The sequence below is a fragment of the Exiguobacterium sp. s59 genome, assembly GCF_018617475.1.
Classification (GTDB): Bacteria; Bacillota; Bacilli; order Exiguobacteriales; family Exiguobacteriaceae; genus Exiguobacterium; species Exiguobacterium aestuarii.
This window is the reverse complement of sequence record NZ_JACSKG010000003.1, coordinates 413,692-430,057: the sequence shown is the minus strand read 5'-3', so window position 1 is coordinate 430,057 and position 16,366 is coordinate 413,692. Positions and strand designations below refer to the sequence as shown.

The window sequence follows — 16,366 nt, the reverse complement described above, 5'->3', positions numbered from 1 at the left end:
GGGTTTTCTTATGTAACAATTATGGGTATTTGGTAATTAATGTTTAAAAAACTAGTCTTTTTGTATGAACACGAGAGTTTGCGTTTGGAATTTCCATCTCTTTCGAAAGGAGAGATTGTATGGCGATTTTCAAGAAGTGGATTCATCGCGTCAACGGAGACGACACAGATATACTTTCGAAAGGGAAAGTGCCCGTATTTCATGTGGACTCCCTATTAATCGAACAATATCCTGATGCCATCTACGTACTCGATACAAATGGTCACTTAATTGATTCAAACGAAAAGATGGGACTTTTATTTGACGATCTCACCATTTCCCCGACAGAGTCAGAAGAGTTCGCGTCTTATCACGCAAGGGCGTTAGTCGGAGAAACGGTTCATTTTGAACTAGTCAAAACATATGAGGGGCAAAAACGTAAACTCGCGGTCACGTGTACCCCACTTTATAAAGACCAACTCATTCAAGGTGTTTATGGGATTGTAAAAGACATGAGCGCGGAATGGGAGACGCAAAACCGCTATGCGATTATGAAAGTAGGGCGTGAATTGCTTGAACAAGTGCCGGGTCTCATGATCATCGAAGCACATGTGAAAGACGGCACGTTTTCATTCTCCTCCCAAGTATCATCGTTCCTTGGCCTTTCAAAACGCCGATTGAACGACATGACACTGAACGACATTCGCGAAACGGTTCATCCTGATGACTGGGAAGAACTGACACAAGCGATTCAAACATTGCGAACAGCCGGGGAAGGGGCAGACTTCGCGATAGAGATTCGCCTTCGACATCAGGTCACACGTAAAGAGTTACCTGTTACGATACGTGGTGCGTTGTCTCTCGAACGGAACGTGTTCACGTACGTTATTTTTTCGACGAAAGACCAGCAACGCATCGAGCATGAATTGACCGATAAAGAAGAACTGTTGCGTCGCGTATGTGAGGCTTCAGACACGGCGATTTGTGACTATAGTTATGATACGCGCCAAATTGAGTTTGCGGCAGGGCAGTTTCAAGCTATCTTCGGTTATACGGTGAAACAGTTCAATGCCCATCCGGATTATTGGAAAGTCGTCATCAATCAGGAAGATTTGGAAAAGGTTAATCTGGCGAATGAACAGACGCGTCATATGACCCCGGTCCACCTTGAATATCGGATTTTTGTCGGTAAGAAGCAGAAATGGATTCAAGAATTCCGTCACCATCTATACGATGAGACAGGGCGCGTGCGAGGGTTTCAGGCGTTAATCCGGGACATGACCGAAGTGAGGGAGCATGAAGCAGAGGTGCTTCGATTGATCGAATTCGACCCGATGACGAATCTTCCGAACCGCGATACGATGTTCCAGTCCGTCACAAGATTGATTCAGACGGACCTCGCATTCGTCTTATTCACGGTGACGTTCAATCGAATCGGTGACATCAATCGAGCTTTCGGTTATGAGTACGGCGATGAATGGCGAATTCAAACGGCGCATCGGTTGCTCGAAAGTGTACCGGACGAAGCGGTCGTCGGTCATTTAGATGGAGATACGTATCTCGTCATCATGCCTGGTCATCACGAAGATGAACAGTTGTTCCAAATCGGGAAGCGACTCACGACATTATCCGATTACTGTTTTCAACTTGAACCGTATTCCGTATATCCGAATATGCAAGTCGGAGTCAGCCGTTATCCGAATGATGCGGATGACGAAACGACGCTCATTCGCCGAAGTTATATGGCGATGGGACGAGCGGGGAAGTCGGGAGCGGCCCCTGTCTCTTTGTATGCCTCGCATATGAACCTTGATGAATTGAAGCGATTCGAATTGTTACGTGACTTGCCGAACGCCATTGACCGGAATGAATTTTATCTCTTATATCAACCGAAAGTGAATGCGTGGACCGGAGAGATCACGGGAGCGGAGGCGCTGATGCGTTGGGATCATCCGACATGGGGTGTCGTGTCTCCGCTTGACTTCATCCCACTCGCCGAAGAGAGCAACCTGTTCATTCGATTGACGGACTATTTGATTGAGGAAGTGTTTCGGTACTTGGCGACGTTACGGAGAAAAGTCCCAATCTCGTTGAACGTTTCCCCGAAATACTTGTATCACGAACAGTTGTTGCATACATTCGAAGCGGCGAGCCGGCGACATGATGTCCCGTTACATTGGCTTGAAATCGAAGTGGCCGAGACGTCAAAACTAGATGAAACACACCATATCATGAACGTCTTTTCTTCGTTGAAAGCGCTTGGGATTCAACTTGCCCTCGACGACTTCGGAAAAGGATATTCGTCACTAGCCTATTTGCAACAGTTCCAGGTGAATACGATTAAAATCGACCGAATATTTGGTCACGGCGTATCGGAAAACAAGCAAGCCCGTGCCATCATTCATAGCCTTGTCGTCTTGGCAAAAGAATTCGATCTCGCAGTCGTCGTAGAAGGGATCGAACAGATGGAAGATTTATTGCTGTTGCGTCAGCTCGGTTGCAAGACGATTCAAGGGTATCTGTTCAGTCCTCCTGTCCGCGGCGATGCTTTCGCGAAGATGATGCATACCGGAAAACTGATTGCCGACCCGCTCGATAATCATGAAATGGCGACAACTCGTTATATTCAAGCGGGAATCACGATCACGACGATTCGACAACAACCGGTATCGGTCGGACTATCCTCAATCGTCTTGACATCACGTTCGGACCAGCACCTTCATTTTTATGCCGCGCTTCGTCTTCCGCTAGAAGGAGAGGTCGAGTTTATTATTCGCTTTAAGGTTGGAGCGGATTTACCTGTTCGTTTACATCGGATGACAGAAGTGACCAATGGGCTATATCAATACACTGCCGAATACGAATCGAGTCCGGGGGTGGAAGCGCAGCTCACTTCTCTTGAGACAAAAGTGACCGGAGACGAATCCATCTCCGATTATTTGCAACTCGTACATCAGGTAGAGGGAATATGAGCGTTCGACCTGTCGTAGGCGAGGATGGATAGTTGAAAGGAAGGTCTCCTTTTCTCTAAGATGGAGAAGAGAGAAAAAATGAGGAGACTTAAGATATGAATGTGTATGAACAAGCGAGCGAGTGGATGCGACAACGGCAAGACGTCCCTTCTGAACGCCTGCAGCAAATCGAACAAGAAATTGAGCGCACCGGTACCTATACGTTGACGACAGAGGAGTTGTGTGAGGGTGCGAAAGTGGCGTGGCGGAACTCGAACCGTTGCATCGGACGATTGTTTTGGCAGACGCTTCATGTGATCGATGCTCGAGACGCCACAACATTTGATGATGTCTACGCGCGGCTTGTCAATCATCTTCATTTCGCGACGAACGGTGGGAAGATCCGCTCGACGATGACGGTCCTTCCGAACGAGTTCAAACTGTTGAATACGCAGCTCATTCGGTATGCCGGATATGAGACGCAAGACGGGATCATCGGGGATCCGATGTCGGTGACGATGACGAAACGGGCTGAACAACTCGGTTGGGTCGGTGCAGGCACGCCGTTTGACGTCCTGCCGCTCATGATTACGGACGGTCAGGATGTTCGTCTTTATGAATTACCGAGTGACGCTGTGCTCGAAGTGGATATCGTGCATGAGGAGTATGACTTGTTTGACGGGCGCACCATCAAATGGCACGCCGTCCCGGCCATCGCCGACATGGAGCTTGAAATCGGCGGTCTCCGTTTTACATCCGTGCCGTTCAACGGCTGGTATATGGAGACGGAAATCGGTGCCCGTAACTTGGCAGACACCGACCGTTATGACTTATTGCCACTTGTCGGCCGTTCACTCGGGCTCGACACGTCGAAAGAACGCTCCCTTTGGCGGGACCGTGCCCTCGTTGAATTGAATATCGCTGTCCTTCAGTCGTTCGAACGGGCAGGTGTCACCATCGTTGACCACCATACCGCCGCAAAACAGTTCAAACGATTCGAAAAGAATGAACGGGAAGCGGGGCGTGACGTCACCGGGCAGTGGAGCTGGCTCATCCCACCCCTATCGCCTGCGACGACGCACGTCTTCCATGAACATTATGACAATATCATCAAGACGCCGAACTTGTTCGCACGAAGCGGATGTCCGTTCTCAGGGTTTCGTCAGCCGGTAAAAGAGGAAATAAAAGGCTAGAACCGAGAGAAAGGATGATTGCTGTGGCAGTCCCACTTTGGAAACGAGCCGTCGCCGGTCAAATCGACCAAGTCGTCTTTCAGACGCCGGCCAAATTGATTGAGAAGGCAATCCGCAAAAAGGTATGGCCAGACAAGGAAGTGAAGCGGTACTACTTACCGACCGTTGTGACGATGGCTGGAGAGGTTTACTGTATGCTGTACCAAAACGGTCAGACACTTGGTGATCGAGTCGTTGGAATAAAAGTCGTGAGTGCGGACGGACGCCCGCTCTCTCTTGAACAGGTCATCAAACGGACACTTTATAAGGACGTCGTCTATCCGGCGACGCTCGGGATTCCGCTCATTCGAGCGCTCCAACAGATGAAGTCGAACAAAGACCTCGAGTTGCCGCATGACGAATTCGCCCATACAAAATTGATTTCGACGAAGTGAAGAGAAGCAGGGCGACCGCATGTCGCTCTGTTTTTGTGTCTCGTTCGGACGAGTAGGAATAGGGACAGAAAATAAGGTATAATGGGATTGGACAAAAATGAACGACCATTGGAGGCTTTTTAGTTATGACAAAAATCGCATGGATTACCGACAGCATGGCCAACTTCTCACAAGAAGAGGCGGCGCGTCTCGGTGTGGATATCGTCCCGATTCAATTGATTGTGGATGGCAACGGTTATAGTGAAACAAATCTCTCGCTTGAAGACTTGCACCGGTATATGATTGACCAAAAGAAAGAAGCGAAGACGTCACAACCGATTTTCGGAGATTTCATCGGCCGCTACGAGCGCTTGAAAGAAGAAGGATATGACTGCGCCATCGCCGTCCACTGTTCGAACGGATTGAGCAGCACGGCCAAAAACTCAAAAGCAGCGGCAGAGGCGGCTGACTTTAAAGTGTATACAATCGACTCTCACGCTGCGCTCGAAGCGCAACAAGAGCTCGTTCGAATCGGAAAGGCTGCTGAACAAGAAGGCAAATCCGTCGAAGAGATTGTCGCATTGCTCGAGGCATGGCGTGATAAGAAAAACTTCTTCATGATTATCGGAAACATGGAAACGATGCGCCGCGGTGGCCGTGTTTCTTCGGGTGAGCTGTTCCTTGCGAACATTTTGAACATTAAACCAATCATCACGCTCGATGAGACGGGGAAAGTCATTCCGTTCAAAAAAGCACGCTCGTTGAAGAAAGCCTATGCGGAGATGGTCGGCGAACTCGAACGTCGCCACGCGGAGAACGGTGTAAAAGACAATCGTGTGTTCGTCCAGACGGCACTCGCACCGAAGATGCAAGACGACCTTGTCGCACTTATCGAGTCGAAATTACCGGGTCTTGAAGTGGTACGGACACGATTCTGTCCATCCATCGCGGTACATGCCGGGTTTGAGACGGTCGGTGTCTTGTGGCTCGACGCTTAATTAATAGGAGGAATATAAGATGGAAGCAATGACAACGTTGACTGGATTGAACGAACGGATCGCGAGCACGGAACAACTGCTCGTTTACGTGTCACATCCAGGATGCAGTGTCTGTCATGCGCTGAAACCTCAAATCGAAGAGATGCTCCATCAATTCCCTGACATCGAGGCGGTCGCAGTGGATTCGGACGAAGTCCCAGAAGTTGCGGGAACCTTCTCCATTTTCACAGTACCGGTCGTCCTCTTTTTCATCAACGGAAAAGAGATGCTACGTCGGGCGCGATTCGTCCCAATCGGGGAATTGACACATCAACTCGAACGCATGCAAGAAATGAGACAAGCCTAATCGAAGCCCATCATCCCACTTGACGGATGATGGGTTTTTTTCGTAGGTGAACGGGTAAAGACCCGCAAACACATAAGGGGTGATTCGATGCGGGGCAAACAATATGTGGGAGAATCGATTGATGTGTATTATGATGTGTCGCTTTGCGTACATGCGGCAGAATGTGTGCGCGGGCTACCGGACGTGTTTGATACGAAACGAAAACCGTGGATTTTACCAGACGGTGCCGAGGCGCCTGATGTCGCGACGGTGATTGAACGTTGTCCAAGCGGTGCGCTCCAATTCGTCCGAAAAGACGGAGGAGATGCGGAGACGCCGGATGTGCCGACATCTGTTAAGCTGAACGACTGGCAACAAATCGAGGTGCGGGGCGACCTTCACATTGAACAAGGGAATGACATCATTTCGACTTACCGAGCGACATTGTGTGGATGCGGGCAGTCTGAGAAACGACCGATTTGTGACCATAGTGGCGCATGTAAAGGATGAGAGGATGAATGAGGATGCATATTCCACTGCATTCAGAATGGCACGACACAAAGTTGACCTTGCATTTGATTTCCCAGCTGCTCGGGAAGATCAGACTTCAACTGGCACCGCCAGAACCGCAGTGGGGGCATGTCTCGTTGCCGCTTATGGTGCAAGGATTCACGACAGGGTTGTTGTTCGAAGGAGAACGAACGCTACAAATCGACGTGGACCTGTTGACGTCTTGTCTCGTCATCCACGTCGAGGATCAGACGGACGCCATTCCGATTGAATCGGGGAAGACGATCAAGTCTTATCACGATGATTTATTCGCGCGTCTTCGCGAACACGGGATACATGTGAACATCAATCCGAAACCACAAGAGATGTCGTTCACAGGCCAGCTCGATACGGACGAGACACCGCTTGCCTATGACGCAGCGTATGCCCGAAAAGGGTTAAGGTTGTTTCAGCGAGCGGCGCACGAACAACTGACATATTTATCAAAACTGCGATGCCGAAAAATCAAACCGGCCCTCTTTTGGGGAACGTTTGACGTCTCGTCACTCGTCATTTATCCGATTGAACAGCCATTCCCGGAGGACAAAGTGATTGAGCGTGTCGCCTTTGATGAACAGTTTGTCGAATTCGGATTTTGGCTCGGGGATGATGTGACGGATCGTCCAAGTTATTTTGTGTTGCCGTATCCGTTTTTGTTCAGACCGTTGCCGACGGAGACGTTGAAGCCGGGCGCGGCTTATTATGACGCGGAAAAGAGTGAATTTTTCTTGCCGCTTGATGAAGCAACGAGTGGTCACATCCAAGACTTTTTGTCCACCTCGTTCGATATCTTGATGCGTGAGATGGATTGGACGACACGTGATCATTTCTTCATCCCGCTAAAACTAGAGGAGGAGCGTGGTAAGTGAATGGAGATCAAACAGAAGGAAAATACGTTTTACGTTGGGGACGAGGCGAAGCCATCGGCAAAACTGCACTACGTACCGACGGGACCCGACAAACTGATTGTCGATCATACGTATGTCAGTGATGACCTGCGAGGACAAGGAATCGGGGAGAAACTTGTGGTCGCTGTCGTCGACTATGCTCGGACAGAAGGGAAGACAATCATCCCGCTTTGTCCGTTCACAAAAAATCAGTTCGATCGTCATCCTGAATACCATGACGTGTTGGCGACATAAAAAATGGAGTGCCAAATGGCGCTCCATTTTCAGGTTATTCTGCTGCTTGTGGGACGAGGTAAATCAAACCGAACGGGTTATGCAACAAGTTGTCGATTGTCGTCCGTTCGTCTTCACCCATCTCGACCGTGAAGGCACGTCCGTCTTCGAACGCGAAATGGTCACCATCGCCGAACATCGCGCCACCTGAGATGAGGTGGAAGTTGAACGAATGAATCACATGGATGGCATCCTCGATATCAAGTGTCATCGGAACAGCCACGTCTGCATGACCGAACGCTTTCATTCCCCATGACATATAGGCGTTCTCTTCTTCCGTGATGGCCGTCAACAGCGAGTAATCGAGCGCGAGGTCTTCTTCTTTCGACTCTTGCCATTCATCTTTCGAGAAAGAGACACCAGCCGACTCGACCATGACGCCAACCCCACCAGCATTTAAGACGGCATTTGCGGCACGGCGCGCAGCGGCAACGTCTGTCAAATCGTTGACATCGACAATCAAATAGACGACATGCGTATGACGGGCGATTCCTTTTGCGACTTTTGGTGTGAATCCACCCGAACTCGCGTGAATCATCGCCTCGGCGAGAGCCGGGTCTCGTTCGACGACTTCTACAGTAAACGCCTTGCCAGTCTCATCTTCGAGCAACAACAGACCTGCCATCGTGTAGCCTTCACTATGTAAACTAATTTGTTCGTTCACGCCTTCCGCGGAAGACCAGTTCCCTGGAATGGCGAGCATAACTTGTGTACGATTCATGTCAATCATCCTTTTCTGCAAAAGTCAGGCCCCTCCTCGGGAGAGGCCTGGTCTATCTTTTATTATGCCCTATTTTGGCACAAATTATTCTTGATATGTCTTCAATACTTCCTGAAGTGGGATTTGATCAATCTTCCGTCGGCTGATAAACGTGCTCAGGAAGAAGAGGAGAACGACCGCACCGAGCGTATAGACGATATAAATCCACTCGAATTCCAGCGGCAGCACGAGCCCATAATCTTCTGCGAACACGACGATAATGACCCGAAGCGTCAACAAGGCGATTGGAATGCTCAAAAGGGCCGAGACGAGCGCGTAAATGAAGTAACTGTTCAGTATCATCGAGCGGACTTCCCGTTTTTGGTACCCCATGACTTTCAACAAGGAAATGACATAGTAATTCTTCTCGACCGTCAGTGCCGTCAGGACGAATAAGATGCTGAAGGCGATGAGGGATGCCCCGCCGATCAAGACGTTCATCATAAAGTTCATATATTGATTGATGGATTCGGACTGCTCAATCAACCCTTGACGCGACAAGATGGTCGTATAGTCGGAGTCATCTGGGCGCTCCATCGCATAGATGCCATTGAATAAGTCATCCGTCATCCCATCCGAAAGAAGTTCACTTAACGTCGTCCGGGGCAAATAGGCGAAGTCTCCAGAGAATTCATCGGCGATACCCGTGACGGGATAAGTCAGCGTTTCCTCATTCAGTTCGATATCGATGTCCTGCCCGACCTCGAGTCCGAGTTTTAAGGCAAGGGATGACGATACGATTAGTCCGTCAGGTTCAAGTGTCAGCGTGTCACCCTCTTCGTTGCGTAAAGGGAATAAGGTATTGTCGATATCTAAGCCTTTCAAGGTGATCAGTTTCTCTTCAACAAACGCGAACGGATAAGTGAGGAATGGTTCTTGTCCGTCTTCGATTGGCGGTGAACCGTCTGTATACGCTTCGTATTCATAGACGGCCTCATTCAAACCACCCACGGTCATTCGGTCGACGGCTCCGTTCATCATCAGGGCGAAGACGATGAGAATGGTCGAGAACAAAATACCGAGGAAGAAAATGAGAAAACTGCCTGTACTTTTGACGGCATACAAGTATTTGAACTTCGTCTTGCCGCTCGCTCGCTTCAATAGTCGACTGACGAATCGGCTCAGTCGATTCAAGGAGACGTTGTCTCGAGGTGATAGAAGGGCGAGGGCGCTTTCTCCCATGATTTTATAGATGACTGCGCCTGCGACGAGCGCGAAGAATAGCAATGGTGCAAACACGGCCGTGAGAAAGACGAGCGGACTTTGGGCGATGGTGATGGACGGTAAAAGGTAAAAGTCGAGATACAACTGTTTCAACGGGTCCGCAAAATAAAGACCGAGGAAGTAGCCGATGATGAGCATGAAGAAAGCGAAAATCAAGATGAGGACGAGATAGGGCGCCGCGATTTGACGGCGATTATAGCCGATCGCTTTCAACAGTCCGATTTGGCCACGTTCCGCCTCGAGCATGTTCGAGATCAAGATGGCGACGATGATGACGGCAATCGACACGATGAAGAGACTGAGTCCGAGCGCCATCGCTTTCCCAGATGAGATTTCACTATAAATCGCACCGCTACGGATGATATTTTCTGTCTCCATGACGGACACGACAAATGGCAATTCGAGATTGGTCACGACTGTCTGCTCCGTCACACCCGATAGACGGAACGACTCTTGTCCGACAGTGGATTCGAACGATTCGTCCGTCATGAGTAAGAGCGTTTGAGAGCCTGGGTCTAGATTGAAAAAGTTGTCATCGAACAGTGGGAGTGTGTAGTCAGGGAAGAGGACGAACCCGCTGACGGTGAACGGTCTGCCGAGATCGATCGTGTCCCCGATTTCAATCCCGTTCTCTTCAGCATATTTTTTGTTGAGGGCGACCTCGTCATTCGTATTTGGTCTTGATCCAGCCTCTACATAGGAACGGTTGATTGTATCAGATTCCTTCAATATGAGACCACGATGTTCGGCATCACCGAGCGTGTACGTGATCGTTTTGAAGTCACGGAGCTCAATCGTCGCCTCTGGCATCTCTCGTTCGACTGCATCGATGCGAGATGCGATCAAACGATTAAAGACGTCTTCGTCGGTCTGTTTGATGTCGGCCAGTGTGAACGTTCCGGTTCCAGCGAGTGTGGCGATATCGGGATCACGTAATTCTTCTTCCGTTACCCGGTTCAGCATCTCGATGGCGAAGTCTTCCTGGTTCGATTCCTCCAAGTATTCTTCGGTCGGAACTTCGATTCCGCTGATCCCATAGAACATCATCGTGTACGTGAGCGAACTCATGACGATAATGATGGCGATGGCGAGCAGTTGCATCCATTTCTTGCTGAGCGTCTTCCACACGTTTTTGTACAGCATGTCGCCACCTCCTTATCCCCAACGAATGTCACGTGCCGCGACGCGGGTGTCATTATGGATTACTTCGACAATCCGACCGGAATTCATTTTGATGACATCGTCCGCCATGTCGCTGATTCCATTGTTGTGCGTGATGACGACGATTGTCTTTTGATACGTCTCGTTCAGTCGTTCCAATAACTCGAGCACCTTCTTCGAATTCTCTTCGTCAAGCGACCCCGTCGGTTCATCACAGAAGACAATGGCTGGATTTTTAGCGAGACTTCGGGCGACGGAGACCCGTTGCTGTTCACCGCCGGATAATTGATAGGGATATTTGTCACGGGCTGTCGCGAGTCCGACTTGATCGAGCAATTCATCGATGGGGAGTGGGTCTTTCGTCAAATCAGATCCGATTTGAATATTCTCATAGACAGTCAAGTTTTGAAGGAGATTGTATTGTTGAAAGATAAATCCGAGATGGTCGCGTCGGAATGCCGTCATCTGTTCAGGAGATAAATCGGTCAACACCGTGTCCCCGAATGTGATCTTGCCGCTTGATACGGTATCGAGTCCGCTGATGACGTTGAGTAATGTACTTTTCCCGCTTCCACTCGGTCCGAGGATGACGACGAATGCGCCGTCACGAATGGTTAGGTCAATCTCTTTCAAGGCGGCGGTCTCTACATCGCCAGTCTTGTAAATTTTATTGACGTTCTCGAGTTGAATCATCTCTCGTTCGCCTCCTTTGTTCGTTATGTATCATGTACCCGTTTCGAGGTCAGATTGGACGAGCTGCACATAGGATGTTTTGAAAAAATAGTGAAACCGCTTCACCTGTGATAAAATAATATAACCAGGTACTAAAAACTTTTTTTAAGGGAGAACTTTTCATGAAGATTGCTTATATCACGGACAGCACGATTGTCCTTCCAGATGCTTTAGTGAACCATCCAGACATTCATATCGTCCCTCTTTATGTCGTCAAAGGGGACCAACCGTATAAGGACGGGATTGAAGTCGATGCGACGACCGTCTATGAGTGGATCGATGCCGGGGAGCGTGTGTCGACGAGCCAGCCTGCCATCGGAGACTTTGTCACTCTCTATGAGAAGTTGAAAGACGAGTACGATATGGGAATCGCTATTCACTTGTCGTCTGACTTGAGCGGAACGTATTCGGCATCCGTACAAGGGGCCGAAATCGCAGAATTTAAGTTACTCGCTTTCGATTCACGAGCAGGCATCTATACGATGGGACTCATGTTTGAGGAGTTGATTGAACGTGTCGAACGAGGCGATGCACTTGAAGACGTGGAAGCCTACATGAAGGAGCGCGTCGAAGATGTGCGAATCGAGTTGACGCTTCAAAATTTGACGCAGATGCAAAAAGGCGGGCGTATCTCAAAATCGAAAGCATTGATCGGGAATATGCTTCAATTGAAGCCGGTACTTCGATTTGAGGACGGATTAATCGTTCCTTATCAGACCGTCCGCACATACAAGAAAGCACAAGCCCACTTGTTCGAAGTGGTGCGTGCGGCGATTGAGTCAGGAGAATGTCAGGATGTCTCGATTTTCCACGGGAACGTCCCTGAACTCGCGCAAGAATGGAAAGAACGACTCGGTGACAAGATTCCGATTCGGGTCGACACGCTCGCACCGCTTCTCGGGGCACATACGGGATCTGGGTCGATCGGGATTTCATATTTGAAAGCGAAATAAGACATGAAGGCGATGCTCGTGAGAGGATCGCCTTTTGTATGTTTCAATGTTGTTTTTGCTTCCGTAAAAATAGAAACGTGATCGTCAGCGAATAGATCAAAAGAAATGTGATGAGAAACATGGAAAGGTCCATTGTTAGCCTCCTTTCTATGACTGTTGCCGACTTGTTGTTAAGTAAAACATCTAAATGGGAATAATTTCAATATTTCATTGTCTCAACTTTCAAACAATTGCTGGAATGTTTTTGCATTACGGGTCATACTAGAAAAAATGAACGGGAAAAGGGGAGAAGACGATGCGATTTCGGAAGTATCTAGTTCGGAGCTGGCTCGCATGGGCCGTCGTCTTCACAGGTGTGACGTATTTGACTTTGCACCACCTCGAATCGTTTGACTGGCCGTTGTTTTGGTTTATCTATACACTAGGTGCTTTGTTCGTCATGAACCCGCTCAAGCGTAGACATCTGCATTTCACGTTCCATGAGATGTTCGTCTTTATCACGTTCTTCCTCTATGGACTCGCCCCGGCCCTCCTGATGGGACAGCTCCTCTTGTTCACCTTTCAGGCGAGGACGTTCAACCGTCGGGTAGGGCGTCGTCGTTTCTTACATTTCTATCCGCTCAATACGGTAATTGAATGCTTCCTCGTCCTATTGCCAGGCCTAGCCTATATCGGCCTCGGTGGACGCATCGGTGAACCGGTTCATTTGATGCAACAAGGCGTGGCGATGTTGGCGTTCTTAGGTACGCTCTTCCTCGTTCTAACGATGAGTTTTGCCCTGTCGTACTTCATGGTCGGAGAACGAATCCCGTTACCGATCATGTGGCGGTTGATTCGATTCGATTGGCTCGTCGTGTCACTCGAACTGTTGTTCACGATGATTGCGATTGAATCGTATCTCGTGTTTGGATATGTCGGGCTGATTGTCACATTCTTCGTTCTATCCGTCTTAAAGATGACGATGTCGAAAGCGACGGAGACAGAAGAGACGAAAACAAAAGTCGATCAGGTCGAGCGATTGAAAGAGCAGCTCTATCGTGTCGATAGTGAACAGCTGTTGATTGAAAAGTTTTGGAACGGACTACGTGACGTCGTTGAAGTCGAACGTGGTTGGCTGCAGGTCAACCGAAAAGGGGAGCGGACGTTTTATGATATGACGGGACGCATCATCCCGAGTGTACCGGACGCTTATACGATCGAGCGCTATCAAGACGAGGATGAGCCATGTTTCGTCTATGATTCACTTCATGAATGGCATCCCGACTTGCAACAACAGCAACAAGAGCTTCATCATTCGGCGCTCGTTATCCAGCCTGTTTGGGGAGCGGAAACGGCCGTCAGCTGTATGGTGTCGACGACAGCGAACGGCGCGTATGAGATGCCGATTGCCGTCGAAGTGAATCGGCTCCTCAAAACGTTGTCGTGGTCAATCGAGCGAATCGATGAGCGGGACCGCCTTCAACATGAGAGTTTGACGGACCCGTTGACAGGTCTCCATAATCAGCGGGCGTTACGTAACTGGACGACAGAACGATTGAACGACGTCGCATCCTATCCACTATCCCTTTTCCTAGTTGATTTGGATCATTTCAAGTCGATCAACGATACATATGGACATGCGTTCGGGGACGAGGTGTTGATTGAGGCCGGACAATTGTTCACGCGTAGCGTTCGGGCGACAGATTTGGTGACACGGTATGGTGGCGAAGAATTTGTATTCGTCTTTCCTCGGATGGATGAGGCTGCAGCCCAACTGGTCGGTGAAAAGATACGCGACGCACTGAAACGACATGACTTTGGCACGGAAGGGACACGCATTACGGTGACGGCGAGTATTGGGATCGAGACGATTCATGAATATGAAGACCTCGATACGGTACTCCGGCATGCGGACCGAGCCATGTATGTCGGTGCCAAGTTCAATGGTCGTGACCGGGTCGCCCACTATCAAGGATTATCAACAGAAGTCAGATGAAAGGAGGATCCGCCAAATGGCAGATCCTCCTTTTGTATGAAAAGATTATGAGTTCGTATTATAAAGTTCCGATTCAACCGCATGAACGGCGGCTGACCAAGAGCCGTAACGATGTAAGATCGCTTTTGTCGAAGGTTTGTTGTTACGCTTCGCCCATTCCCGATATGCTTCGAATGAGAGGGAGAAGCCCATTTCCTGAATAGCTTCACGGAGCGCGTTGGAGAGTTCCGTTTTCGAATAGGTGACACTTGCCTCAAGTCCTGCCTCGGCACAGGCATCATGCCACGAACCGAACGTCTTGACGATGTGATAATGGCTCGGTGCCTTCGGATGGAGCTTTCGCCATTGCTGATACTTCTTCAAGGTGATGATCGAGCCCATGTCTCGCGAATAAAGCGCAAGTGTCTCGATGATGTCCTCGCGTGTATACTTTGGCATTTTGTCTGGCAATTCGACAGTTGCTTCTCCATGCCATTCATAGCCTGCGATGGCAAGTGCCTCAGCCCATGACCCGAACTGTCTGATGATCGATTCAGGAGATGGCCAATTCTGTTCCATGGCAAAGCGACGATAGACAGAACGGCGCGGACGTTCCTTCAACAAGTCCCCGAGAAGGCGGATGCAATGGATCATCCTCTGCTGTTCAGTGGACAGGTGATGGGATTTAGTGGTTAGCGTTTGACTCAATGATGGTTCCTCCTTCCGTGGACTCAAATATGAACCGACAAAGATGAAAAAAATGCTCCTACAATCATACTATCGGATGGTTTTTCGGATTTATTAACGTGATTTTGAAAATTTTTAAACATATTCTAAGAAATGGATAGGTCTAAAGTCACATAAAAAGATTTCAAAAAATGGTAACAGTTCTATTACAAATTAAATCGAATTTCGAGATAAATGTAAACAAAAAGTTTTAATCAACCAAAAATGTCATATTTTTATAAAAAAGTACCCAACTGGAGAGATGGGGTCATCGCCTTCGCTCCAGATGAGTACCCTTCTATAATAAATTTAATTTTCAGACTAATCAATCGAATATTGAAATTACATCAAAAAATTTTTAACAGCTGGTCAACGAAAGTCCAATTCTGCTAAAATAGGCGCATTGAGTGAAAAACAGAAAAGAGGATTACCATTATGACAGTTTGGTTATTTTATACGTTGCTCGGATTGATCCAGGGATTCACGGAGCCGATTCCGATTTCATCAAGTGGACATCTTGTTATCTTCCAAGAATTATTTAACATCGACTTGCCGGGATTGTCATTTGAAGTTTTCGTAAATTTTGCTTCGCTCCTCGCGGTTTTGACGGTCTATCGTAAAGATGTCATCCGTCTCATCGTCAGTTTATGGACGTTCCTATTCAAGAAGGACCGAACGGAAGAAACGATGGTCGATGTGAAGTTTATCGGCTTGCTCCTCGTCGCAACGGTTCCAGCCGGTGTCCTCGGTGTCGTTTTCGGTGACTGGATCGGAGAAGTACTCGGTGGCGTCGCAACGGTCGGATATACGCTCATCATCACAGGTCTCGCGCTTTGGTTCATTCGAAATATGCGCGGAAATAAAGGGGACGGCGGTATCACGTTACGTGACGCCATCTTGATTGGACTTGCCCAAGCGGTAGCACTTATCCCAGGCATTAGTCGCTCTGGGGCGACTATCGTCATGGCGATGTTACTCGGAATCAAGCAGGAATCAGCACTTCGTTTCTCATTCTTCCTGTTCATCCCAATCAGTCTCGGCACGATGATTTTGGACGGTCCGGCTTTGTTTACGAACCCAGAGACGCGTGACTTGTTCGGCCCGCTCATCTTAGCGTTCATCGCTTCTTATGCATTGACCGCGATTTCGTTGAAGTGGTTCCAACACATCATGGCCAAAGGTGAACTGAAGTATTTCTCATATTATTGCTGGATTGTCGGGCTTCTTGTCGTCCTCTTTCTCGCATAATCGAGGCGCTACTCACACG

At 48.8% G+C, this 16,366-nt stretch carries 15 protein-coding genes; 11 read left to right on the top strand and 4 right to left on the bottom strand.

Going from position 1 to position 16,366, the window contains the following annotated elements:
- Window positions 1-119 precede the first annotated feature (119 nt).
- The 8 genes from KNO91_RS08125 to KNO91_RS08090 all read left to right on the top strand — a co-directional run bounded on the left by KNO91_RS08125 (window position 120) and on the right by KNO91_RS08090 (window position 7,550).
- Window positions 120-2,951, top strand: a complete 2,832-nt coding sequence (locus tag KNO91_RS08125; RefSeq protein ID WP_214817412.1) for a sensor domain-containing protein — start codon at window positions 120-122, stop codon at window positions 2,949-2,951.
- A 95-nt stretch (window positions 2,952-3,046) separates the two neighbouring features.
- On the top strand, window positions 3,047-4,123 hold the full coding sequence (locus KNO91_RS08120) for a nitric oxide synthase oxygenase (RefSeq protein ID WP_214786703.1): 1,077 nt from the start codon (window positions 3,047-3,049) through the stop codon (window positions 4,121-4,123).
- A gap of 14 nt (window positions 4,124-4,137) precedes the next feature.
- On the top strand, window positions 4,138-4,557 hold the full coding sequence (locus KNO91_RS08115) for an RDD family protein (RefSeq protein ID WP_214693873.1): 420 nt from the start codon (window positions 4,138-4,140) through the stop codon (window positions 4,555-4,557).
- A gap of 125 nt (window positions 4,558-4,682) precedes the next feature.
- Window positions 4,683-5,534: a DegV family protein gene (locus KNO91_RS08110; RefSeq protein ID WP_214793578.1), complete on the top strand. Its 852-nt coding sequence runs from the start codon at window positions 4,683-4,685 to the stop codon at window positions 5,532-5,534.
- A 19-nt stretch (window positions 5,535-5,553) separates the two neighbouring features.
- Window positions 5,554-5,880 (top strand): thioredoxin family protein, encoded by a 327-nt coding sequence (locus KNO91_RS08105; RefSeq protein WP_214793583.1) that lies wholly within the window; start codon window positions 5,554-5,556, stop codon window positions 5,878-5,880.
- Window positions 5,881-5,967: 87 nt separating this feature from the next.
- Entirely contained in the window at window positions 5,968-6,369 is a 402-nt protein-coding gene (locus KNO91_RS08100) for a (4Fe-4S)-binding protein (protein ID WP_214817409.1), read from the top strand.
- 14 nt (window positions 6,370-6,383) lie between these two features.
- Window positions 6,384-7,277 carry a DUF5996 family protein gene (locus tag KNO91_RS08095; protein WP_251126577.1) on the top strand — a complete coding sequence of 298 codons (894 nt, stop codon included), beginning with the start codon at window positions 6,384-6,386 and terminating at the stop codon, window positions 7,275-7,277.
- The gene (locus KNO91_RS08090) at window positions 7,278-7,550 is read left to right on the top strand and encodes a GNAT family N-acetyltransferase (RefSeq protein WP_214817403.1); all 273 of its coding nucleotides are present in this window, start codon (window positions 7,278-7,280) and stop codon (window positions 7,548-7,550) included.
- Window positions 7,551-7,584: 34 nt separating this feature from the next.
- Here the strand turns inward: KNO91_RS08090 and KNO91_RS08085 are convergent, their stop codons facing one another.
- From KNO91_RS08085 to KNO91_RS08075, 3 genes are all read right to left on the bottom strand, one after another.
- Complete coding sequence (locus tag KNO91_RS08085; RefSeq protein ID WP_214786714.1) at window positions 7,585-8,310, bottom strand: DUF4261 domain-containing protein; 726 nt, start codon at window positions 8,308-8,310, stop codon at window positions 7,585-7,587.
- A gap of 84 nt (window positions 8,311-8,394) precedes the next feature.
- Window positions 8,395-10,716, bottom strand: a complete 2,322-nt coding sequence (locus KNO91_RS08080; RefSeq protein WP_214817400.1) for an ABC transporter permease — start codon at window positions 10,714-10,716, stop codon at window positions 8,395-8,397.
- Window positions 10,717-10,728: 12 nt separating this feature from the next.
- Window positions 10,729-11,427, bottom strand: coding sequence for an ABC transporter ATP-binding protein (locus KNO91_RS08075; RefSeq protein ID WP_214817397.1), 699 nt, complete (start codon window positions 11,425-11,427; stop codon window positions 10,729-10,731).
- A 161-nt stretch (window positions 11,428-11,588) separates the two neighbouring features.
- On the opposite strand from KNO91_RS08075, the gene KNO91_RS08070 reads away from it, so the two are divergent.
- Both KNO91_RS08070 and KNO91_RS08065 read left to right on the top strand, forming a co-directional pair.
- On the top strand, window positions 11,589-12,419 hold the full coding sequence (locus KNO91_RS08070) for a DegV family protein (RefSeq protein WP_214817394.1): 831 nt from the start codon (window positions 11,589-11,591) through the stop codon (window positions 12,417-12,419).
- A gap of 295 nt (window positions 12,420-12,714) precedes the next feature.
- Window positions 12,715-14,394: a sensor domain-containing diguanylate cyclase gene (locus KNO91_RS08065; protein WP_214817392.1), complete on the top strand. Its 1,680-nt coding sequence runs from the start codon at window positions 12,715-12,717 to the stop codon at window positions 14,392-14,394.
- Between the two features lie 45 nt (window positions 14,395-14,439).
- On the opposite strand, the gene KNO91_RS08060 is transcribed toward KNO91_RS08065, so the two are convergent.
- A complete protein-coding gene (locus KNO91_RS08060; RefSeq protein ID WP_251126576.1) occupies window positions 14,440-15,027 on the bottom strand; it encodes a homing endonuclease associated repeat-containing protein in 588 nt (195 codons plus the stop codon).
- A gap of 507 nt (window positions 15,028-15,534) precedes the next feature.
- Here KNO91_RS08060 and KNO91_RS08055 point away from each other — a divergent pair.
- Window positions 15,535-16,347, top strand: a complete 813-nt coding sequence (locus tag KNO91_RS08055) for an undecaprenyl-diphosphate phosphatase (protein ID WP_214817391.1) — start codon at window positions 15,535-15,537, stop codon at window positions 16,345-16,347.
- Window positions 16,348-16,366 lie beyond the last annotated feature (19 nt).

Coding starts and splice junctions, on each gene's coding strand:
- KNO91_RS08105 (WP_214793583.1), top strand. CDS start 5,554: ATGGAAGCAATGACAACGTTGACTGGATTGAACGAACGGATCGCGAGC.
- KNO91_RS08110 (WP_214793578.1), top strand. CDS start 4,683: ATGACAAAAATCGCATGGATTACCGACAGCATGGCCAACTTCTCACAA.
- KNO91_RS08125 (WP_214817412.1), top strand. CDS start 120: ATGGCGATTTTCAAGAAGTGGATTCATCGCGTCAACGGAGACGACACA.
- KNO91_RS08055 (WP_214817391.1), top strand. CDS start 15,535: ATGACAGTTTGGTTATTTTATACGTTGCTCGGATTGATCCAGGGATTC.
- KNO91_RS08060 (WP_251126576.1), bottom strand. CDS start 15,027: ATGATCCATTGCATCCGCCTTCTCGGGGACTTGTTGAAGGAACGTCCG.
- KNO91_RS08115 (WP_214693873.1), top strand. CDS start 4,138: ATGATTGCTGTGGCAGTCCCACTTTGGAAACGAGCCGTCGCCGGTCAA.
- KNO91_RS08095 (WP_251126577.1), top strand. CDS start 6,384: ATGCATATTCCACTGCATTCAGAATGGCACGACACAAAGTTGACCTTG.
- KNO91_RS08065 (WP_214817392.1), top strand. CDS start 12,715: ATGCGATTTCGGAAGTATCTAGTTCGGAGCTGGCTCGCATGGGCCGTC.
- KNO91_RS08085 (WP_214786714.1), bottom strand. CDS start 8,310: ATGAATCGTACACAAGTTATGCTCGCCATTCCAGGGAACTGGTCTTCC.
- KNO91_RS08090 (WP_214817403.1), top strand. CDS start 7,278: ATGGAGATCAAACAGAAGGAAAATACGTTTTACGTTGGGGACGAGGCG.
- KNO91_RS08070 (WP_214817394.1), top strand. CDS start 11,589: ATGAAGATTGCTTATATCACGGACAGCACGATTGTCCTTCCAGATGCT.
- KNO91_RS08075 (WP_214817397.1), bottom strand. CDS start 11,427: ATGATTCAACTCGAGAACGTCAATAAAATTTACAAGACTGGCGATGTA.
- KNO91_RS08120 (WP_214786703.1), top strand. CDS start 3,047: ATGAATGTGTATGAACAAGCGAGCGAGTGGATGCGACAACGGCAAGAC.
- KNO91_RS08080 (WP_214817400.1), bottom strand. CDS start 10,716: ATGCTGTACAAAAACGTGTGGAAGACGCTCAGCAAGAAATGGATGCAA.
- KNO91_RS08100 (WP_214817409.1), top strand. CDS start 5,968: ATGCGGGGCAAACAATATGTGGGAGAATCGATTGATGTGTATTATGAT.